The sequence below is a fragment of the Gimesia algae genome, assembly GCF_007746795.1.
Lineage (GTDB): Bacteria > Planctomycetota > Planctomycetia > Planctomycetales > Planctomycetaceae > Gimesia > Gimesia algae.
This window is the reverse complement of sequence record NZ_CP036343.1, coordinates 1,441,242-1,462,436: the sequence shown is the minus strand read 5'-3', so window position 1 is coordinate 1,462,436 and position 21,195 is coordinate 1,441,242. Positions and strand designations below refer to the sequence as shown.

The 21,195-nt window shown below is 49.4% G+C and carries 15 protein-coding genes; 5 read left to right on the top strand and 10 right to left on the bottom strand.

Going from position 1 to position 21,195, the window contains the following annotated elements; translation table 11 throughout:
* The first annotated feature begins 429 nt into the window (after positions 1-429).
* Positions 430-1,353: a Gfo/Idh/MocA family oxidoreductase gene (locus Pan161_RS05435; protein WP_145224763.1), complete on the top strand. Its 924-nt coding sequence runs from the start codon at positions 430-432 to the stop codon at positions 1,351-1,353.
* A 33-nt stretch (positions 1,354-1,386) separates the two neighbouring features.
* Here Pan161_RS05435 and xerC read toward each other — a convergent pair whose 3' ends face one another.
* The 3 genes from xerC to Pan161_RS05420 form a co-directional block, all read right to left on the bottom strand.
* On the bottom strand, positions 1,387-2,328 hold the full coding sequence (gene xerC / locus Pan161_RS05430) for a tyrosine recombinase XerC (protein WP_145224761.1): 942 nt from the start codon (positions 2,326-2,328) through the stop codon (positions 1,387-1,389).
* Between the two features lie 69 nt (positions 2,329-2,397).
* Positions 2,398-2,628, bottom strand: coding sequence for a hypothetical protein (locus Pan161_RS05425; RefSeq protein ID WP_232103633.1), 231 nt, complete (start codon positions 2,626-2,628; stop codon positions 2,398-2,400).
* A 105-nt stretch (positions 2,629-2,733) separates the two neighbouring features.
* Positions 2,734-3,924: a hypothetical protein gene (locus Pan161_RS05420; RefSeq protein WP_145224759.1), complete on the bottom strand. Its 1,191-nt coding sequence runs from the start codon at positions 3,922-3,924 to the stop codon at positions 2,734-2,736.
* A gap of 247 nt (positions 3,925-4,171) precedes the next feature.
* Between Pan161_RS05420 and dusB the strand changes: the two genes are divergently transcribed.
* Complete coding sequence (gene dusB / locus Pan161_RS05415; protein ID WP_232103632.1) at positions 4,172-5,257, top strand: tRNA dihydrouridine synthase DusB; 1,086 nt, start codon at positions 4,172-4,174, stop codon at positions 5,255-5,257.
* Between the two features lie 18 nt (positions 5,258-5,275).
* On the opposite strand, the gene Pan161_RS05410 is transcribed toward dusB, so the two are convergent.
* The 4 genes from Pan161_RS05410 to Pan161_RS05395 all read right to left on the bottom strand — a co-directional run bounded on the left by Pan161_RS05410 (position 5,276) and on the right by Pan161_RS05395 (position 10,564).
* A complete protein-coding gene (locus tag Pan161_RS05410; RefSeq protein WP_145224754.1) occupies positions 5,276-6,586 on the bottom strand; it encodes a hemolysin family protein in 1,311 nt (436 codons plus the stop codon).
* Positions 6,587-6,699: 113 nt separating this feature from the next.
* Complete coding sequence (gene ybeY, locus Pan161_RS05405) at positions 6,700-7,197, bottom strand: rRNA maturation RNase YbeY (RefSeq protein ID WP_145224752.1); 498 nt, start codon at positions 7,195-7,197, stop codon at positions 6,700-6,702.
* An 18-nt stretch (positions 7,198-7,215) separates the two neighbouring features.
* Positions 7,216-9,546 (bottom strand): HD family phosphohydrolase, encoded by a 2,331-nt coding sequence (locus tag Pan161_RS05400; RefSeq protein WP_145224750.1) that lies wholly within the window; start codon positions 9,544-9,546, stop codon positions 7,216-7,218.
* A gap of 52 nt (positions 9,547-9,598) precedes the next feature.
* The gene (locus tag Pan161_RS05395; protein WP_145224748.1) at positions 9,599-10,564 is read right to left on the bottom strand and encodes a PhoH family protein; all 966 of its coding nucleotides are present in this window, start codon (positions 10,562-10,564) and stop codon (positions 9,599-9,601) included.
* Between the two features lie 625 nt (positions 10,565-11,189).
* On the opposite strand from Pan161_RS05395, the gene Pan161_RS05390 reads away from it, so the two are divergent.
* A complete protein-coding gene (locus Pan161_RS05390) occupies positions 11,190-13,100 on the top strand; it encodes an ExeA family protein (protein WP_145224746.1) in 1,911 nt (636 codons plus the stop codon).
* 272 nt (positions 13,101-13,372) lie between these two features.
* The gene (locus Pan161_RS05385; protein WP_145224744.1) at positions 13,373-14,740 is read left to right on the top strand and encodes a LysM peptidoglycan-binding domain-containing protein; all 1,368 of its coding nucleotides are present in this window, start codon (positions 13,373-13,375) and stop codon (positions 14,738-14,740) included.
* Between the two features lie 227 nt (positions 14,741-14,967).
* On the opposite strand, the gene Pan161_RS05380 is transcribed toward Pan161_RS05385, so the two are convergent.
* From Pan161_RS05380 to glgB, 3 genes are all read right to left on the bottom strand, one after another.
* On the bottom strand, positions 14,968-15,795 hold the full coding sequence (locus Pan161_RS05380) for an MBL fold metallo-hydrolase (RefSeq protein ID WP_145224742.1): 828 nt from the start codon (positions 15,793-15,795) through the stop codon (positions 14,968-14,970).
* A 125-nt stretch (positions 15,796-15,920) separates the two neighbouring features.
* Positions 15,921-17,216 (bottom strand): DUF1444 family protein, encoded by a 1,296-nt coding sequence (locus Pan161_RS05375; RefSeq protein ID WP_197995708.1) that lies wholly within the window; start codon positions 17,214-17,216, stop codon positions 15,921-15,923.
* 569 nt (positions 17,217-17,785) lie between these two features.
* Entirely contained in the window at positions 17,786-19,795 is a 2,010-nt protein-coding gene (glgB, locus tag Pan161_RS05370; protein WP_261342942.1) for a 1,4-alpha-glucan branching protein GlgB, read from the bottom strand.
* A gap of 456 nt (positions 19,796-20,251) precedes the next feature.
* Between glgB and Pan161_RS05365 the strand changes: the two genes are divergently transcribed.
* Positions 20,252-21,187, top strand: a complete 936-nt coding sequence (locus tag Pan161_RS05365) for a hypothetical protein (protein WP_145224735.1) — start codon at positions 20,252-20,254, stop codon at positions 21,185-21,187.
* The last annotated feature ends 8 nt before the right edge of the window (positions 21,188-21,195 follow it).

Sequence of the window (21,195 nt, the reverse complement as noted above, 5' to 3'; positions counted from 1 at the left end):
TTTTTACTGTAGCGTCTCCAGAGCCATTTGGATCGAGTATAATGGGTTGAGAGACGTTATGGTGAAATGTGATGCGGTCTAGTTTCTTATCAGATCTGGAATGGCACGTTGGCCGAAATAGACCGCACGCTCGTTGGCGTGCTTACCTGAAATTGATCCGCTGTCAATTCCAGACTGACAGACTACTCGTCTTTTGGCTTCTGTAGAGTATAGGCTTGATTCACAGACCAAAATAAGAATATGATGTCGGAACTGTTTTTGTTTCTTTTTAGTGAGTTCACTGCAGACCGACAGGGTCATCCTCTTGAACTCACTGGATGTTCTCGTTAATCAACTATTCCCAGATTCAGTAATGTTCCCGATATGGTCAGAATTGGAATTATAGGGCTAGGCCCATACTGGGAACAGCGCTATGAACCTGCTTTACGAATGATGGATCAGCGTATCCAGATTAAAGCAGTCTACGATCCGGTTCGCAGTCGTGCAGAACAGGTTGCCACACAATGGGATGCGGAAGTGGTCTCGGGAATTGGCTGTCTGGCGACACGTTATCCGCTGGATGCATTTTTGCTGTTGCATTCCGACTGGATGAATCATTACCCGTTAACCATTCTCAGCGAGCAGCACCGCCCCGTCTATATCGCCGGCAGTCTGGGAGAAGACCTGGAACTGCTGGAGATGATTCACGCCCGGGCTACCGAACAACTGGTGACTCTGATGCCCGAGTTCAGCCGCCGGTACTGTCAGGCGACCAGCCGCCTGTTTGAACTGGTCGTCACGCAACTGGGAAACCCTGTTTCGATTCAGCTGGAAACCTGCTGTCCTGCCGCTGATCAGCAGGTGGAAGTTCCCGGCCAGAAGAATGAGACCGATTTTCTGGTTGGTTTAATGGACTGGTGCTGTTATGTGATGCGCACCAGACCGGTTCGTGTGGAGACAACACTCCAGTCAGATTCGAGTGATCGATCAGAAGATTATCGACAGATAAAAATTGAATTTCTGCCTGATCCAGTGACCGCAGTCGAGCGGGTTGCCTTGCTTAAAATCAAGACGCAGCAGCGGGAGACGGAGCCGCTGTTCCCCCGGCATCAGATCCAGTGTCGCAACGGGCAGGCCGAGTTTCATTCCCCGGATGAAATCCACTGGGAGAATGCAGCAAATGCCGTCACTGAGTCTTTAAAAAGTGATCGACGGGAACTGGAAGTGATGTTGGATCATTTTTGCCGTCGCGCCGTGGGGGGGATTATCCCCGTTGCGAACATCAAAGACGCCTGCCAGGCGATTCAACTGGTCCGTCTGTCGCGTGCCAGTCTGGATGCGGGAAAACCGCTCGATTTTACTGCCGCGAAGTAAGATCATTCTGAACTTCAGACTGACCAATCCGACTTATTTTTTGGGTCGTCGTGCGTGGGGATGGGCTTTTTCATAGGTTTCAAGCAGACGCTTCGTACTGACGTGAGTATAAATCTGAGTGGTTGTCAGACTCTTATGTCCCAGCAGTTCCTGCACGCTGCGTAAGTCTGCTCCTCCATCCAGCAGGTGTGTGGCAAAGGTGTGCCTTAATGTGTGAGGGCTGGTTTTTTTATCCAGACCTGTCTGCAGGAGATATTTTTCCAGCATCCTCCCGACACTTCGCGAGGTGAGTCTGGTTTTCAGGCGATTAAGAAATAAGGCGTCGGAATCGGGATGCGCGCCTGGTTTGGCTTCGCGTTCTTCCAGCCAGTGTGTTAAGGCTTTGGCGGCAAAACTTCCAATGGGGGCGATGCGTTCTTTGCGACCTTTACCGAGGACGCGAATGATGTTGGCATCCTGATCCCAGTCACTCAGGTTCAGCGCCACCAGTTCAGAGACACGCAGTCCGGCGGAATAGAGTGTTTCCAGAATTGCCCTGTCACGCAAACCCATTTTCTGGTTTGCCGGGGGCGCTTCGAGTAAAGTTCCTATCTGATCAGTCGTTAAAAAGTGGGGTAATTTTCTGCCGGTCCGCGGCGTACGAAGCGGTTTGGCAGGATTGGTTTTGGAGTACCCTTCCCGACAGCAGTACCGGAAAAAACTACGGAGGCAGGCCAGACGCCTGGCGATTGTGCTTTTTTCGTATTGGCATTCATGCAGATACGCGACGTACCGTCTGAGTTCACTGATTCCGATCTGGTCGGGTGGTAGAAGCGAGCCTTCGTACTCCGATAGATATTCCACCAGGCTTTCCAGATCTTCCGCGTAAGACTTCAGGGTCAGATCTGAAGAATTTCTTTCGATTTGCAGATATCGCAGAAAGTGGTCAATCGCATCATGAAGGTCAATCGACCTGACTGCTTGCGAAGAGATCATGTTACATTCAAAATCGTCTGATGGTGATAGTAGAGTGAATTCACGTGAGTGGACTTCGCTGAGGTTGCGTCAGGCAGTTTTACGCAGGCGGCCTGACTGCTCTTCAAGCTCTGCTTCCCGCCTGAGTTTACGAACCTTCTGGCTCATGACAGCTGCATCATACCAGGTAAAGCTCAAGTCTTTATCAGCCGCATATTGACCGAGTGTCTGCAGCATTTGTGAAGAACTGGCATCATCGTAGAGAAACACATAACGTTCAGAATCTTTGACTAAGGCGACGACATTCATTTGTTGTTTCACTGTAGCAGTCCTTTGTTTTTCGTCAGAGCACTGGAATCTAAGATCGGATAGGTTGGGAGTGCTCATAAAACCGCAATACTTAATATCGGCTTCTGAGCGGTGGGATTATCGATATTTTCTTACTTTGAAGATGATCTGATGCTTAGCTTGTCCGCCATGCAGTGTTAACATCTCTAGAATCATTAAATGTGATGTAAACCGTATAAAGTCCTCACTCCGGTGTAGATAGGCTTCCCAGCCCCCACTGCGGCGGTCTCCACTGACTTCGAGATAATCACGTAAGTGTGCTACCAGAGCCGCATCCGAACCATCGAAGAGACGTGTGTACGACATGAAAGGCTGGCGTGGGTCATACGTTCCGACCTGAGTGGGAGGACAGTAGTCTTCGAATTGGTTCACAACCGAAGGACTATTTTGTGGGGGGACAGGAGTAACTGCGATTGCTGGTTTCGGAGCGGCAAGTGTCTGCTGCCCTGCCCCGATCTTTGTTTTTGCATCAGTTGGCAAGGGAGCGTGTAGTGGTGTATTGAGAGTTTGTGAACCCTGATTGGCTTGTGCAGCAGCCTGAATGATGCCTGACTGGTTCTGTGTATAAGGCCAGGAGTCAAGTGAATCTGATTGACCTCGAATCACTGTATTCACTGCAGCGGGTGGCTCAGAGTACTCGATGGGGCAGCCTTCTGGACAGTCGGTCACGCCTTCTTTGCGGATCTCTTTTTCGACTTTTCGGGTTTCTTTTTTCTCCATGTGAGCAGCATGTTTGACTTCTTTATTCAGTTGATGCTCTTCCTTTCTCACTTCCCTGGCTGCGACGCGATCCATTTTGAACATTTTATTCCACATCGATGTTTCGGCGTGCCGCTCTTCGACCATAAGAGGCATTCCCGGGATGAACTCCTGAGAATGAGGAGAATACCAGGAGACCTGCATGCCAATGCGCGGCGGATAATAAGGGGAGTAATCTGTAATCGCACCGATGACAACCGCATCCACGTTTAGAATTTTGGCCAGTTTGAGCACATCATCTGGATTGTTCATCTGCAGTTGATTTTCCACCATCGCGACTTCAGCGACTCCCAGAGGCAGGACCTGAAAGCCAGGTACTTTCTGAAGTTCTGAGTAATAGGCGAGCGCAAAGCGGCGGCCGTCGACATCCGGTTCCTGGCTCAGATTAAAAAATGGGACCAGCGCCACAGTTTTAAGTCTGGGATTGGGATTGGTGACCGAAGTGTGCATAATTACACACCCAGGCAGGCTGCCAAAGCAGATCAGCATTAATAATATGCGAGTCAGCACCAGAAAGTTCCCATGGGATGAAGATAGAAAGGATCGATATCAACGTTATCGGCATAACCGGTAGAGTAACTTCAATAAGAAATATCTAAGTAGACCCCCTATTTTTACTTATGCTGCAAACTCACTGTTTTCAGGTAGTTCGAACCTGAAGATTCTCAAAGGGGGGCATTTGCAGGGCCTGGTTCGACTGATAAAATGCGTTGAGTTATTGATTTGCAGCCCCTTTTGTAGTTTGATGAATGAACCGATGAAACCAGTATGTCCGCCGAAACCTGATCCCCGTCTTCCCGTTTGTTACGGCGCGCTGCAGCTGGAATCACGCTACCTGTTGTCTCCTCTGGCTGGGTATACGAATTTACCGTTTCGACGAATTGTACGTGAACTGGGAGGCGTCGGTCTGGCGACGACCGATCTGGTGAATGCGCGGGGGCTGCTGGAAGGAAGCGAAAAAACACTTCAGCTCACCCAGACCTGTCCAGAAGATTCCCCGTTTGCTGTCCAGATATTCGGAAGCGAACCCCAGCAGATGAAAGAAGCGGCGCAGTTACTGGAGTCGCGTGGCGTGCATTCGATTGATATCAACATGGGCTGCCCGGTGAATCGGATTGTCAAAGGGGGGGCCGGGGCCAGCATGATGTGCCGTCCGAGCGATACCGTTTCGCTGGTGCAATCTGTGGTCGAAGCGGTCAAGATTCCTGTCTCCGTGAAGATGCGGCTGGGCTGGGATGACAGTGAACTGTCTGCTCCCTTCTTCGCGCGGGAATTTGAAAAAGTGGGTGTGGTCGCAGTCGCCATTCACGGCCGGACCCGGGAACAGGGATTTCGGGGTGTTGTGAATCATGATGGCATTCGGCGTGTGGTGGAAGCCGTAGAGTCGATTCCGGTGATCGGTAACGGCGACGTCACGAATATCGCAGAGGCCGATTTCATGCTGAAGTCGACCGGTTGCGCGGGGGTTTCGATCGGCCGTGGCGCGCTGGCAAATCCGTGGATCTTTCGGCAACTGGTACAGTGGGAGCAGACCGGGGGCTATGATCCTCCTGGGAATTTCGATGATCGCCTGGAACTGTTGTTGCGTCAGTTTCGCTATCTGCTGGAGATGACGACCGAAAAACGGGCGATTTCCATGTTCCGGAAAATGGGGCACTGGTATTTGAAGTCGATGCGCGTGAAACCCGCCTTGCGACATGAATTTCAACTGGCATCGAATCTGGATGAGTTTGATCAAGCGGTGCGAAAAATCGCCGCTGAGGGACCTGCCGTCGGTTCCCGCAGCGGTGTGCTGCCGGATATGCATATTCCCGTCCCCGGCGGACCAGTGGAACGCTGGTAAGCAGTATAGGGATTTCTGTCAGTTGTCGGTGTCGTATTCTTCGACCAGTGAAGAATCCAGTTCAATGCGAAGCTTGTTGATTCTGCGTTCATCGGACTCAAGAACTTCAATTCTTAACTGCTGCCAGATCAGTGTTTCTCCAGGTTGAGGTACTTTTCCGATCTGGGTAATTACAAATCCGCCGATAGTATCAAAGTCTTTACCTTCCGGTAGATCGTAATGGTATTGCTCATTCAAGTCATCAATGTGGACCCGGGCATCAACTTCGAGAATATTCTCCCCGGTTTCAAAAATCATCTGCTCTTCTTCTTCATCGAATTCATCAACAATGTCGCCGACAATTTCTTCCAGAACGTCTTCCATCGTAACCAGTCCGGCGACCCCCCCATATTCATCAATCACAATTGCCATGTGAACATGTTCTTTCTGCATGGTCTCCAGCAGAGAGTCGATCCCCGTCGTTTCAGGAATATAAAAGGGAGAAAACATCAGTTTCTGGATGGTTAATGCTTCGGGAGATTCAGAATTCTGATTCTCTTTTGAGAAATGTTTGAGCAATTCGCGTGCATAGAGAATTCCCACGATATCATCTGTCGATTCACCAATGACAGGGATACGGGAATGTCCGACATCAATGAACTTCAGCAGGGCTTCGTCCAGAGTCGCATTCACGGAGATGTATTCCATATCCATCCGCTGGGTCATGATGGCGCCGACATCTTCGTCCTGGAGTTCCATCACGCGCTGGATCATTTTTCCAGCTTCCGATTCGAGGATCCCTCCGCGGGCGCCTTCTTCTACAACTGAGAGTATCTCTTCGCTGATATTGGCTTCCCGGCCGTTTTTATTTTCTTCTTTGCCAGCCAGTCGATGAGAGAATTCATCGATTTTCCAGCAGAGCCAGGTCACCGGGTTCAGGAAGACGGGCAGGAGCTTGATCACGGGCCAGAATGTCTGCAGGAAGCGTTCGCCGGCGATCCGGGAGATCGTCCAGGGAATTGCCATCAACAGCAGGATCCCAGTGAGCAGGATCAGCAGGATTTGCGCTGTAAACTGGATGGTGATTGCGGGAGTACTGAAGTCTCGCGGGACTTCGAGGTATTTATGAGTGAAAATGATCGAGATCAGAATCACACCCGTCAGCCAGAAAATGTCAGCAGCCAGTAGCACGGTGGGGTGAGAGCGTAAAATTTCGCTGAATCGATCAGGAACCTCAGCTTCATTACACAGCGTTTCGAGGCGGCTTCGTGAGAAATCGCGCAAAGAAAATCCCAACAGGGCTGCTGACAGAGTCAGGAGTAATAGAACAGAAAGAGTCAGCGGAATCATAAGTCTTGTAAACGTTCAGATAAAATGTTTCGAAACCGGTTCTGTTTCACTGACAGAATCGCATTATAGTTATACTGGTAATTATTCCAGGTGTCATTCTCAATCATCTGTTTTCACTCTTCGCGTCTGGGAATTGAGGTCTGCCAGTGGTCGAAGATCTGTTGCTCACGTTGACGCATGATGCGCAGTTCTTCTTCCGTGAGGTCGTCATAACCACATAAATGCAGCAATCCATGGATCACATACAGCAGGAGTTCCTGTTCTGCGGGCCATTGGTATTCTGCAGACATCGCCAGTGCCATTTCCGCGGATACGATAATTTCCCCTTCAATCTGCTTACCAGCTCCACGGTATTCCAGTTGGGTAGAATCCATTACGGTGTCGCAATCCAGCAGAAAACTCAAAACATCCGTGTCGTAATCATGCTGCAGATATTGTTGATTCAGCTGGCGGATGGTCGGATTGTCAACGATGGCCAGACTGATTTCGGCCTGGTTTACCTGTTCGGACTGCAGCAGAAAACTGATTGCTGTTTTCAGCTGTTGTTCGTCGATGGCGAGTTGTGTTTGTGAGTTCTGGATCTCGATCTGGAACTGGTCTATTGTATTCATTCCATTTTCTATCGGGGATTAAGCGGAGCGCTCTTCCGGATATTTAATTCGTCCGTGGTAAATACCGATCAGGGATTTTACCAGTGATTCTTCCACAACATTAATTTCACTTAAAGTGAGTGAACATTCATTAAACTGCCCATCGAGCAGTCGTTTCATGACGAGTGAATGTACCAGCGACTTGATGCGTTTCGGCGTTGGATCACTCAGGGTGCGGCTGGCACTTTCGACGGCGTCGGAGAGCATCATGACCCCCGCTTCCCTGGTCTGAGGTCTCGGGCCTGGGTAGCGGAACGACGATTCTTCAGCGTCGGTTTTGTGGTCCGGGCTGAGATCCGCCTGCTTTTCTGCTTCGCGGAAGAAGTATTCTACCAGAGTAGTTCCATGATGCTGTTCAATAAAATCGATAATCGGTTGAGGCAGGTTGTGCTGACGGGCCAGGTCGACGCCATCTTTCACATGACCGATGATAATTAATGTGCTCATTGCCGGGGCGAGGTTGTCGTGCAGACTTTCACTGCCCTGAACCATATTTTCAATGAAGTACTGAGGCTTCAACATTTTTCCGATATCATGATAATAGGCGGCAACGCGAACCAGCAGTCCATTGGCGCCAATTTTGTCTGCAGCAGCCTCTCCGATCGTAGCGACGGAAATGGAATGGTTATAAGTACCGGGGGCGCGACGCACCAGTTCCTGCAGCAGCGGATGGGAGACATTACTCATTTCCAAAAGGCTGATATCGGTGACGACGCCAAACAGGGATTCAATGAAAGGCAGGCTGCCCGCGACCAGATATCCGGCAGCCAGGCACCACCCTGCTCCTTGTAGACTTTCCCAGACGATCTGCTGATCAAAGAAATCGTTCGAGAGCTCCTGATTATTGATCAGGTTGATCCCCCAGTAGACCAGGAAGTAAGTCAGTCCCATGCCGAAGCCCAGCTTGATCAGGGTGGAACGGGATGAGACGTTCCCCAGGGATGTCACAGCAACGGCAGAGACACTCATCAGCACGACGAAATGTCCCAGTGACCCTCCTGTTGACAGACAAATCACGAGAGACAGGGATAAAGCAGTCAGAATGGCCATCATCTGGTCGTAGACAATTGCAAACACCATGACTGTCGCAACCAGCGGCAGCACTTCGGCACGCCAGGGGTCATAGGAAAGCAGGCGGGCCAGGAAAATGGTCAGAATGATCACGCTTAAATAGATACTTAACCGACTGACTGTTCTGGCAACCGCTTTTTTGTTTCGCAGCAGATGATATCCATTCAGGACCGCCAGGACGACCAGCATGAGAAAGATGATCGTAATGCGAATGCCCCGTTCATAACTCGGGACTTTTTTTTCCTTGGCTTCGTATTCCGCTCGCAGCAAAGCCAGTTGGTTGTCGTCGATTAGCTGACCTGGCTCCACCAGAATAGTGCCACGCTGAAAGGTGTCAAAGATTTCTTCCACCTGATTTCTGGCCTGATTGCGTTCCTCGAGCGTCCTCTGGGGATCGTAAACCAGAGTGGTGGGGGCCTGGAAATGAATCCAGTGGGAAAGTACTTCCTTCAGGGGGACCAGGCGCTTGTAGACATTGGTTTCCAATGGCAGGCCGATGACCCCGTTTGCTGACAGTTGATCAGGCAGACGAATGTCAAAGGGGGTGACTTTTTTCTCCTCGTTAGTGACATCATTGATGATGGTAATCTTATCATCGTAGATCCTGATCTGGTTTTGGGCCAGATCATTCTCATTCACAATCCCAAAGTCCGACAGTGGCGCGATCAGCTTTTTGAAGTCGTCGATCAGGTCTTTGATTTTTTGAGTATCTTTGGAATCAGGACTGCTGACCAGCGATTTCAGTTCAGCAAAGGTCTGCTCTGGTTCTTCCGGAAACTGGTCTCTAAACTGTTCCAGTCGGCGGGACGGAGTGAGCCCCAGTTCAGCCCGGATGTCAGTATTCAGTTCATCCAGGGATTTGGCATTGGCAATCGCGATCAGATCATCCTTCAGCAATTCTGGCAGCTTGTCGATCAGGTTCGGGTTATGTTTGAAGTAATAGGGGACTTCCGATTCTTTCTGGGTCCGTTGCCGGTCTGTCTCGATGGGATTGGCGACTTTGAACGTGGAATTCGCCACGATCCCATGTTCGAAAAACATGCCCAGTCGATAGGGGAACGGGGCTTTCCAGCTTTCTACTGCCACCATCAGAATCAGAATTGTCAACAGGCAGACACTCAAGCGAGAGAGTGTCCCCCGGTTACTCAACAATTCGCGCAATCTTGAACTCAATTTGGAGGAATCGCGCAAACTGGCAGCAAGTGCAGTTCGGGATTTCTTTGAGCCAAAAAAAGCCATGAAAGTAACCTGAGATGATCTGGAATAAAAAAACGAGGGAAGCGGATGAGATTTACTGTACGAGAGTGTCTTCGTTCTGGTAGGCCTTCACGATTTCACCGACCAGTCTGTGTCTCACGATATCTTCGTTTTTTAATTGAGTGACTCCCACACCTTTAATGTTTCGCAGGCGATCGATGGCGTCTGTCATGCCGCAGGCAACGTCAGGTGGTAAGTCAATTTGTGAAATATCTCCGGTGACCACGATTTTAGAGCCCATGCCCATCCGGGTCAGGAACATTTTCATCTGGGTGACCGTCGAGTTTTGTGCTTCATCCATGATAATGAATGTATTATCCAGAGTTCGCCCGCGCATGAAAGCCAGAGGGACAACCTCGACGATATCATTTTCCATATATCGACTGACCTGATCGTAGTCGAGTAGACTGCCGAGCGCATCCAGCAGCGGACGTAAAAACGGGTTCACTTTTGCCAGCATGTCCCCCGGGAGAAAGCCCAGTTTTTCGCCCGCTTCGACCGCAGGACGCACGAGCACAATCTTGCGAACCTGTTCGGTCCGCAATGCATTGATCGCCATGGCGACTGCCAGAAACGTTTTACCACAGCCGGCAGGGCCTGTACAAAGTACAAGATCGTGTTCTGCAATGTTCTTGATGTAGTCTGACTGGCCTGGCGTTCTGGGATGTACCTTTTTGGTTTTCTCAAAGAGATCAATCGAAGAAGGCGTGGCGATGGGAGCCTGCTTGGACTGTTTCCCAGTTGAGTTCCCGTTGGAGAGCGCGGTTTGTACCTGCTCACTTTTCAGTTGTTTCGTGTTTTCAACGATCGCCCTCAGTTCAGAGAAAATACGGAGTGACTTCTGGATCTGGGCATCATCCCCGATGATTCGAAGTTCATCGCCTCGATGAACGACGTCGATGCCCAGTGCATCCTGAATGAGTCGTATATGACAGTCGTGCGTCCCCAGTAATATGGGAATCTGATCAGGATCAGAAAAGGAAAGAGTGGCTTCTGACATCAGAATTTCTACGTGCGCCTCCTGAGACCTAAGGAAAACATTTCAGAGCTTGAAAATAATGACAGGTAAATTTGTATTTCGCTACACTGAAGTCAATGAAAAGTTCAATAAAACCGAGACGGTAACGAGCAGCTAGAACCGGTCTGCTTCCGCTGAGATATAAAGTCTACTCCAGCAATCCGGTAAGAGAAAGGAGAGAGTTGCTTCTAAACTGAGGGATTTTCGTAAATAAAGAGAAATAAAAGAGTTGTGTGATATGGAAATTCTTCAGGATCCCTCCGGTATTGTCTGGAATCAATTGGTTTCGGGAATCGATATCATCCAGTTCTTTTCGTTTTGCGGTCAGGTTACCCATTCTATTTAAACAGTAATGTCTCGTTTCTAAGAGGCTGGTGGATGTCAAGATCTATGGTTTGGGTAATGCGCCTGAGGGACCCTGATCAGATACTGTCGATTGTATTGGTAATACTCAAGAAGAGACCATAACCTGTTCGATGAATTGTTCATACAGAACAGGATCAATCATGATGAGAGATGCGCTGCACGTTCTGTTCCTCCGTTCAGAATCAAAACTCCAGTCTCCCTCGGGAACTGATGCAATAAATACGTGAAAAGGTTATTGGAAATGTACGAAACAAATTTTGGGTTCACGGATCGACCCTTCACCGTTTCACCTTCACCTGCCTGTTTTTTCGAGGCAGCAGAGCACCAGCACGTTCTTGAAGAATTACTGGTGACTATTTCAAGCCTGAATGGAATCACGATTCTGACCGGGGATGCCGGCACGGGAAAGACGGCAATCTGCCGCCAGTTGATTGCACGGCTGGAAGATCAGTTTCAGGTTCAGTTTGTTGAGCACTGTAATTTTCCGACTGTCAGAGCACTGCTGCAGACCCTGCTGTATAACCTGACCGACTGTTATGAGAAAGTCAGCGAGCAGGAACTAAGGCTGGCATTGACCGCGGAGGTCCGTTCCTCATACTTAATCCACGGACAGCCTCTGCTGGTGCTCATCGATGAAGCACATCTCCTGAGTGTGTCGTTTTTAGAAGAGCTACGTGTTCTGTCTGACATTGCCATTGATGGTAAACCGGCGTTGCAGTTATTGCTCTGCGGACAGACCTCTCTGGAAGAAACATTGATTCAACCTGCCTTGTCCTCTCTCAATCAGCGGATCGGCTGTCAGGTTTATCTGGACCGAATGACACGTCAGGAATCTGAGTCCTACATCGCCTATCGAATTCAGCGTGTTTCCCCAGACAAACGAACCTGCTTTACAGAAGATGCCGTCAAATTTATTACGCATGTCAGTGATGGTCTGCCACGCTGCCTGAACCAGATCTGTGATCACTGTCTGATGCTGGCATATTTACAGGACTCACCCCTTGTCAATGAACCAATTGCCCGGGAAGCCTTCACAGATCTGCAACAACTGCCGTTACACTGGAATGACCCCCTGCCCGCTTCTTCTCCTTTAGATGAGTTACGTAAAGGCCAGACCGGTTCCAGATCAGAACAGGTCTCTGAAGACTCATCAATGGTGGAGTATGAGACAGAATATGAGATTGATTCAGTTCTGGAAGATCAGTTGAATCAACTGGTGGAAACTTCGGATGAGGATTCCGAAACCGTTTCCGAAGACTCCAGTTGGGATTCGGCTGATTTATTTTCCTTTGGTGAAGGGATCGAAGCAATTGAAGTCGGCAGCGATTCTAAAGTGGAACAGTCTGCGGAAGCGGTAATCCAAGTACAAAATCAGCAGGAAATTCCGCCTGAAGCACCCGAGCAGGTCAAAGCGACTGTTTCACCGCGGGAAATCAAGGAAACAGTCACATCACCGGAACTGAATACCGGATTCACTGAGATTATTGACCGCTATGCCGCCATTGATGCAGGCATCGACCCTGCTACCCTGCCCGCTGAAACTCGAGGGAGAATCAATCAGTCCCTGCAACTGCGACCGCCCCAGTTTCAGTCTGTGTCAAAACAGCAACAGGTCAGCCAGGAAGAAATCGAATCCGTACCGGATGCCACTGCTGCTGCATTAACCGAATTTGCAGAAATCTTTGATATGGATGCAGCGGAAATCCCGGATGTGCCCACGATGGTCTTCGATAACGCGGATTTGAAACATCTGAGTTCAGATGTACTGGAAGAACTCTCTCGAGAGATCGCCGGAGGAGACGGTTCGTTTGAAGACCTGCTGGCAGCTCAAATCTATGAAGTCTGTGCAGAAACCCGTAAAGGCCTGTTCGGCGCCTTGAATGAAATTCGCAACTATTCTGAAACGACATCAATCGAAGTTTCTGAAGAGGAACTGGAGATTTATGATGTGGTTCAGCCGGAGTATGAAGAACCGGAAAGCCCGGTCTTCTCGAGTGAACAGTACGATTTGCCATCGGGGAACTCAGTCCGTATCGATTCACAGACCGAGACCCGTACCCGGCCGTCTGCAACAGCCCATTTGAAAGGGCCGGCGCTGGGGAGATATAAGAATCTGTTCAGCCGCCTGCGTCGTAAACAGGAGTTGAACTGAATCACGCCGTTTCGGGTTTCCTCCTGCTACAGGATCTGACTCCCGGAATGTGATAACAGTTGCCGGTTCGCCAGGTGCTATAACTGCTACAAGCCTATCAACTGGTGAGTCTGTTTCGACCGTTCGCCATATTTTCTGCATGATCGACTCAAGTGTGATCATGTAGACGTGATCTCCCTGCGCTGAGCCGATCTTGAGAAAATCAGGTTTTCTTGAAAAGAATTTCGCCCGATACGCTAATTACACAGCGTAACATTCGAGGCGAGGTTCAAATGCATCAAGATAAAAAAGTTGGTTTAGCACTGGCACTGCTGGTGATTGGTTTTGTAGCAGCGTTCTGTCTGAGACAGGATCGCAATACGACGGTTCAAATTCCGGAACTGAATGATCCGCATTACCTCAATGAGCAAATTGCGGACAAGGACCGCACTCCCTATCTGGATACGCAGTTGAAAGAAAAAACGGAAACACAACTGGGAAGTGAGCAGGCATTTACGGGACTGACAGATAAGGGAGGGACTGCTGAAAGCTCTAAGGTTGCCGTCCCGACCATCTCGCATACTACTCCTGTCGGGCAGAACGGCAAGGGTTCCAAAGCGGAGCGCTGGGGGCCGATCCCCGAATTCCTGAAAGATGTCGATCTACCTGAAGAGCAGTTTTCCAGTCCGGAGCCTGCCGATTCAGTATTTGAACCAAATCCGCCTCACCCCGAAGCAAAGCCTGTTTCACAAAACAGAACGCCGAAGCCGGTAACCGGTATCGATAGTATCAAGCCCGAGCATAATAACGCTTGGGAAGTAAATCCGTCACAACAGAGACAGGAACCTGTCAGACCTGTGCAACCAGCGGCTCCCCAAATCCGGATTCACACAGTTAAAGCGGGAGAAACACTCTCAGAAATTTCGATTCACTATCTGGGGACCAGTCGCAAATACCGTGAGATCTTTAATCTGAACCGTGATCAGCTCCGCAGCCCCAATGACATTCGTGAAGGAATGAAATTGAGGATTCCGGTCTACCGCGCTCCAGAAACAACGCCTCAGTCTGCCAATCGTCAGACCAATGTGCAATCTCCGGTGATGACCGGGAAGCGGACGATGGGACAAATGGTTTCCCAGCCGACTTTGAAATCAGATACATCTTCCTCGACAGTTCAGTTTGAAGGATTGATCGAGTCGCTCTCCAATACTCCTTCCCAAAAATCGATGGGTCAGCTGGATCAGAAACAGGTGATGCAGGAGCTGGAAGAATCGATTCAAACCGAGAAACTTCCAGCAGGGATCAAACAGATTCCGGAAAACTATCGAAAATTTATTCCTGTACCCCGCTCTCCCCTTACACCTGGTAACGGATCGCAAAGCAATGGATCTTCCTCGGGTTCAGGTCGTTCCTTGTCGCAGGTTCAACCGGAGAATGTGGATCAGATCGTTGATGATCTGTTCGGCGAACAGACTGAGTCAACCACTCAGCAGCCTGCACAGCCGAAAACCTACACGATTCAGGCGGGTGACACCCTCGAATCCATCGCTGTGCGAATCTATGGTAAACGCTCAGCAGCATTTAAAATTTATCAGCAGAATCGTGATCTCCTGAAGAACGCCAACTACATCCGTCCCGGAATGAAACTGAATCTGCCATAAGCGGCGTCCCGCCCGACCGGGAACATTCTGAGCACACCCGGTTGATCTTATAAGCATCTCTCAAGCCATTCTACTCAATCCAAATGCCTCTGGAGACGCTACAGTAAAACTGGTCACAGTCTAGAGCTTTATTAAGCTGGAAATTGAGGGTCGAGGGTGTTGTGTACGTGTTCCGTTGTCGCACTCTCTTGAGATCTATCAACCCTGAATTTAATAATGACATTCCACTAGTGATCAGCAGCCAGTCCGTTAAGCGGTAACGACAGTCCGTCGAATGCCAGTTCGACATGATCGGGTAAAATCGCGTTCGTCTCTTCATGTTCCAGCGAGTGAGAGATATGTGTGAAGAAAGCCCGTTTGGGTTTAACCCGTTCGACTACTTCCAGGCTCTGTTCCAGACAAAAATGAGTGGGGTGTGGCTTAATCCGCAGGGCATCCAGAATCAGGTAATCCAGGCCTTCCAGATATTGCCAGCTCTCCTCGGGAATCTCACTGACATCGGTGCAAAATGCAATATTGTTGATCCGGTATCCGAGGATCGGCAGAGTGCCATGCATTAGTCGAATCGGCTGAATTCTGAGGCCCAGCAGATCGAACGGTTCCAGCGAGATTGTTTTGAAATCAAGATGAGGACGCGACATGTGATGTCGATTATGTGTCGGTTCTTCGAATGCGTAGTTGAAGGACCCTCGGATCTGCTCTTCCACGGCTTCTTCGCAATATAATTCGATGGACTTTTCCAACCTGTATCCGCTGATCCGCACATCGTCCAGACCGAAAATATGATCGGCGTGGCTGTGGGTATACAGAACCGCGTGTACCCAGGGAATGTGTTCGCGCAGTAACTGCAGCCTGAGTTCCGGTGGAGTGTCGATCAGAAAGCCGCCTTCCGGGGCACTGATATAAACGGAAGTTCGGCCTCGCTGGTTTTTGGGATTGGGTGACTGGCAGACTTCACAATCGCAGCCAACGATGGGAATCCCCACACTGGTCCCCGTGCCCAGTGTGATGAACTCACCCTGTCTCTGAGAAAATAAATTCGATTCCTGTTGCATTATACTTAATCGCTCTTGTGCGGGTTTTACCGTTTTCGGGTCAGATTGTGCCCCAGTTTAATTTATTAGTGGCTGTACTGGTACCGCTGCATCGCATGAGAAGACGCATTGCGGCGTAATCGAGTTCAGCTCACACCACAATATTCACTGACACCATCCGCGGTGACAACCAGTAAGTGATCTGTAAGTGGATGGTCCATATTCAGGTAGTCATTGGCAATATTATGCTGGATCTTTTCGATGATCTGCGATTCACTCAGGCTGAGTGCCAGCAAAAAATCACGATTGGGAACGCCCGCCAGAAATTCGCTTCCCAGAAACTTTCGAGCCTGCTGGTAAAATGACGGACTCAGAACCTGGCTCGCATTGTACGCGTCTGCTTTGCTCTGAATAATCATGTTGGGACCATCCTCCCGCGACATGCAGATTAACTCAATATCGTTTTGCATGAAATAGTGGTCCAGATTGGTCAGCGCGATTTCATGTAAAACCTCCTGGCTGATCTTCCACTTCCGCAGCAGCTTCTCATGGATATACCAGTAAGCCCGCGATTCATCAACCACATAGAGAATGGCCAGATTGGCGATCCAGTTCTCGCCGACAAAATTCGGGAAATGTGCCTTCCATGATTCCTGCGAGATCAGGATCGGCATGATGCGGTCTTGAATGTCGAGCAGTTCCGGTTCGGTCTGCTCTTCTCCCCATTCATTAATTTGCAGCACCGTCGCCAGAGCCGAGACTATATTTTGTTCGTAATCTTCAGAAGAGCTCAGATAGGACCGGTAAAAATTCGTCAGATTCAGTTCCGATTCACCAAATTTGATGCGAAAACCGGGAATGATCTGCGACGAAATCAATGGGAATTTTTTTCGGGCCAGCTGCAGTACCTCATGCGCAAACAGCTCAGGAGGATTCGCCGGATTTAAATTCAGTTCAACTGAATGCAGGATCCTCTGCACGGTCTCCAGCAATTCTTCACGATCCTGGGGTTCGTAAAATAAAGTGACGACCATTTGAATGGAGTGTTCTCGGATCAACCAGAGATTCCAGTGATGCCAGTTTTTTTGAAATAAGGCGGACCGCGCCAGCAACGACTTCCACCATGATGAATTTTTCTTAATGATGGCTTCACCGGCATAAGCCACTGATTCATGCTCAATCACCAGCGGTGGTCGTTTTATAATATTCCGATGTCTAACAAAGAGCTGGTCAAAATCAACATCAAGCCCTGCACCGGTCTCTGTGTGAGGCAGCACCGATTTCCAGTGGCAGCTGATTGTTAATGTGGCGTTTCTACCGGGGGGACTGAGTTGTAGTACTCCGTCCTGATCATCCTTGATCCAGTCAGAAGGAAATGCAAGGGAATACCAGTTGGCGGGACCGGCGTATTGCGCCCATTGATCGAGATGAAAGTCTGACAAAAAAATCACCATCAGCACAAGAAGTGTTTCTGATTCCAGAATAACCGGCAACAAAGAATATTGTGCCTGTCGTTATTTCAACGGTGTCTCACTGTGTCTTTTATATTAGACGATTTTTGAAATGATGACTATCGGAAAATGGGGCTGATTCTTTGTGCCATGCTGCTGTTTATCTAAGCAGCAAAATGCCCTTCAGGAAGGCATTTTTAAAGAAAATGAAGCATCGTCGGTCTCCACAGAATTTTATTTTATGTCATAAGTGATATCTGGCGAATGACTTACGAATATCTTTCTGAGGCGCACTGATAGCTGGTACGACGTTTGCTTAAGAGTAATTACAGACAGGGAAAAGAGCAACTTCTACTGTCTGACTTGAACTTCACCAAAGGATACGCTGCTGGGGAGTATAGCCGAACTTTCCCTTGTTGGGACTGTTTGGGCGAGCGCCTATACACTCAGCGGCGTCCTTTTTTTAGTCGTGTCAAGCAACGACTGAAACATCCATCATATAGAGGTTCATCTTCATTTACCAGTCTTTTCTGGTAAGAATTTCCCCCCCGGTGTTCCAATTATTCCGCTATCTTTTTAGCCGGTTTTTGTGGAGTCGACACAGGTTTCATGATGAGTAAACCCAGTGGTGGCAGATTGAGCGTTATGCTGTGACTCATGCCGTGGCTGCTGATTTTCTCGCTATAGACTCCGCCAGCATTCCCCATATTCGAACCACCGTAAATCTTGGCATCACTGTTAATGATTTCGTGGTAAAAGCCTGGTTTGGGAACACCAATGCGGTATCCATCGCGGGGAACCGGCGTGAAATTAGCAACCACAATCACGTGCTCTTCTGTATCGGTCGCAGTACGCTGGAAAGCAAATACGCTGTTCTTGGAATCATCACACTGGATCCAGGCAAAGCCCTCCGGCGTAAAATCTGTTTCGTAAAGCGCTTTTTCTGAACGGTATAAATGATTCAAGTCTCCGATCAGGCGACGGATGCCATCATGTTTTTCAAGGCCGATCAGCTTCCAGTCCAGTTCCTGGTCGTGGTTCCATTCTTCCCACTGCGCCAGTTCACCTCCCATAAACAGCAGTTTTTTGCCTGGCATTGTGTATTGATAGCCATAGAGTAGTCGCAGATTGGCAAACTGCTGCCACAGGTCACCCGGCATTTGTGAGATTAATGCGCGTTTGCCGTGTACCACTTCATCATGCGAGAGCGGCAGTACAAAATTTTCCGTGAAAGCATAAATCATGCGGAAAGAGAGTTCGCCTTGATGGTGTGAGCGGTAGATCGGGTCGAAATGCATATAGCGCAGCGTATCATTCATCCAGCCCATATCCCATTTCATGTTAAAGCCCAGTCCGCCATTATAGACCGGGTGAGACACACCGCCCCAGGATGTGGATTCCTCTGCGATCGTCAGGATGCCCGGATATTCTCCGTGCAGACTGATATTCGCATCTTTCAGGAACTGGATGGCTTCCAGGTTTTCGCGTCCGCCTTGCGGGTTCGGCAACCATTCCCCTTCCTTACGCGAATAATCCAGGTAGAGCATTGAAGCCACCGCATCGACGCGCAGACCATCGAAGTGATATTTATCAATCCAGAAATGAGCGCTGGACAGCAGGAAGTCCCTGATTTCATTCCGTCCATAGTTGAAGATGTAGGTTCCCCAGTCCGGGTGAAATCCTTTCCGTGGGTCGGCATGTTCGTACAGGCAAGTGCCATCAAAACGACCCAGTGAATGACCGTCAGTGGGAAAATGGCCGGGCACCCAGTCAAATAAGACCCCGATGCCTGCCTGGTGACAGTAATCGACGAAGTACATCAGATCATGAGGACTGCCGAAGCGACTGGTCGGCGCAAAATAGCCGGTCGTCTGATAACCCCAGGAGCCATCAAATGGATGTTCCGTGATCGGCATTAACTGAATGTGGGTGTAGCCCATTTGTTGGACATATTCGACCAACTGCTTCGCCAGTTCGCGGTAGGTAAAAAACTGGCGACCATCTTTAGGGCGTTTCCACGAACCAAGGTGAACTTCATAAATGGTAATCGGCTGATCATGCCATTGGGTTTCGGCCCGTTTCTGGATCCATTGTTCATCCTGCCAGGGATAGTTCTCCAGGTCGTATACAATCGAGGCGGTCTTGGGACGCAGTTCTGAGTAGAACGCATAGGGATCGCACTTTTCGAAAAACTCTCCATTCTGGCCACGCAGGCTGAATTTATAAGCGTCTCCGCTCGAAACGCCTGGCATAAAACCGGACCAGACTCCTGCATCACTGGAGTTCAGATAAAACTCGCCATGTTTCCAGTGGTTCTGATCGCAAACAATACAGACTTCCTGTGCATTGGGTGCCCAGACAGCGAAACGAGTTCCAGCGATTCCGTTAACTTCGTCCGGGTGTGCCCCCATCGATTGATACATGGTACAGTGCATTCCTGTCTTTAGTGCATGAAGTTCGGCAGAGGTAAATAAAGGCCGCCTGGTCTGAGCTAGTGACTGCTGACTCTGCGACCGCCTCGGCGTCAAAGAGCGGTTGGAGTTTGATTCAAAATGAGAAGGTTGACTCATTAGAGTGGGAAATTTCATAAGCAGTGTAGTTGAAGACGCGAGCCTCGAAACCATCATAATCAGTAAACCTATTATAACAAGATTTCGACCAGATTGTTACTCTGCCTTAATGTGCTTTTGGCGTTAAATGGCGTTCAGCTCTCCTCTTTTGCGTCAAGATGTCCCACAGAGATGCGTCAGTCTGTCAATACCCTGCCGATTGTGATGTCTGGGCAATTTACGGCGATCAAGTCGAATAATGCACACACGGGATGGTCAACCTGCGACTATTTCCAGATTCCCGCAGGCTTTGCTCAAGTGATACGACCTGCAGCAAACTATACTTAAACGTTACTCGATTAATCGTGAGTCACTTTATAGAACCGGTCCTCGTGAATTTCACCGGGCCTGTCTGATTGTGAGTGTTGCTTGTCTCTGCATCGTATTGCATTACTGATCGCAGGACCATTTGTCCTGATGACGGGCTTTTATTTTCTGATCTTCTCTGGAGCTCAGGAAGGAAGAGCCTCTGCGAATGCGGTACGCCTCAGCCCTCCCGAGCCCTTCAAATCGCCACCAGAAATCAAATCACGCGAGCAGAAAGCGAGTCTGCAGACCGCCTGTGAAACCAAAGCGGCCTGGCTGAGAACTCGTATTTCCATTCCTGTGAATGTACTGATTCAAACTCCGTATGTCATTGTCGGCGATTATGAAATCTCGACACTGGACGCGCTCTATCAGAAAGCAATCTCTCCGACTGAGTACGCGTTGAATGTTTCCTATTTCGATAGGCCCCCTGATCGTCCGATTACGGTTGTCGCACTCTCCTCAGAAGAGCGTTATCAGCAGGTCGCCTGGGATCTCGACCAGAGAAAAACCGGATCCTACTACGGCTATTTCCAGTCGAATGACATGCGAATCGTCCTCAATCTCTCCACCGGTAGTGGAACTCTCGGACACGAACTGACCCATGCACTGGCAGAAATTGATTTTCCAGCCATGCCGGAATGGTTTGACGAAGGCCTGGCGTCGTTGCATGAGCAATGCGAGTTTTCAGACGAACAGACACAACTGCTGGGAATCTCCAACTGGCGTGGGCAGCTCCTGCTTTCCGCGCTGGATCGTAACCAGCTGCCTCCACTGGCGAACCTGGTAGAGCAAGTCAGAATCGATACCAGACGCGAAGCGTTAACCTATTCCTACGCTCGCTACTTCTGTATTTACCTGCAGCAGAAACGGCTGCTTTCCCCCTTCTATCGCAAATTGAGAACCAGCCAGGAATTCGATACCACGGGCGAGCAGACCTTAAAACAGCTGCTGAATATCGATGATCTGGCCGATATTGATGCCGACTTCCGACTCTGGCTCACCGGATTTCGTCAGGTAAAGACACCGCTAAATACGCCCAGGTAGCAGCGTGT

What these genes read in the sequence shown, in the direction of transcription:
- Pan161_RS05435 (WP_145224763.1), top strand. Translation starts at nt 430, where the DNA reads ATGATGGATCAGCGTATCCAGATTAAAGCAGTCTACGATCCGGTTCGC.
- xerC (WP_145224761.1), bottom strand. Translation starts at nt 2,328, where the DNA reads ATGATCTCTTCGCAAGCAGTCAGGTCGATTGACCTTCATGATGCGATT.
- dusB (WP_232103632.1), top strand. Translation starts at nt 4,172, where the DNA reads ATGAAACCAGTATGTCCGCCGAAACCTGATCCCCGTCTTCCCGTTTGT.
- Pan161_RS05410 (WP_145224754.1), bottom strand. Translation starts at nt 6,586, where the DNA reads ATGATTCCGCTGACTCTTTCTGTTCTATTACTCCTGACTCTGTCAGCA.
- ybeY (WP_145224752.1), bottom strand. Translation starts at nt 7,197, where the DNA reads ATGAATACAATAGACCAGTTCCAGATCGAGATCCAGAACTCACAAACA.
- Pan161_RS05400 (WP_145224750.1), bottom strand. Translation starts at nt 9,546, where the DNA reads ATGGCTTTTTTTGGCTCAAAGAAATCCCGAACTGCACTTGCTGCCAGT.
- Pan161_RS05395 (WP_145224748.1), bottom strand. Translation starts at nt 10,564, where the DNA reads ATGTCAGAAGCCACTCTTTCCTTTTCTGATCCTGATCAGATTCCCATA.
- Pan161_RS05390 (WP_145224746.1), top strand. Translation starts at nt 11,190, where the DNA reads ATGTACGAAACAAATTTTGGGTTCACGGATCGACCCTTCACCGTTTCA.
- Pan161_RS05385 (WP_145224744.1), top strand. Translation starts at nt 13,373, where the DNA reads ATGCATCAAGATAAAAAAGTTGGTTTAGCACTGGCACTGCTGGTGATT.
- Pan161_RS05380 (WP_145224742.1), bottom strand. Translation starts at nt 15,795, where the DNA reads ATGCAACAGGAATCGAATTTATTTTCTCAGAGACAGGGTGAGTTCATC.
- glgB (WP_261342942.1), bottom strand. Translation starts at nt 19,795, where the DNA reads ATGAGTCAACCTTCTCATTTTGAATCAAACTCCAACCGCTCTTTGACG.
- Pan161_RS05365 (WP_145224735.1), top strand. Translation starts at nt 20,252, where the DNA reads ATGACGGGCTTTTATTTTCTGATCTTCTCTGGAGCTCAGGAAGGAAGA.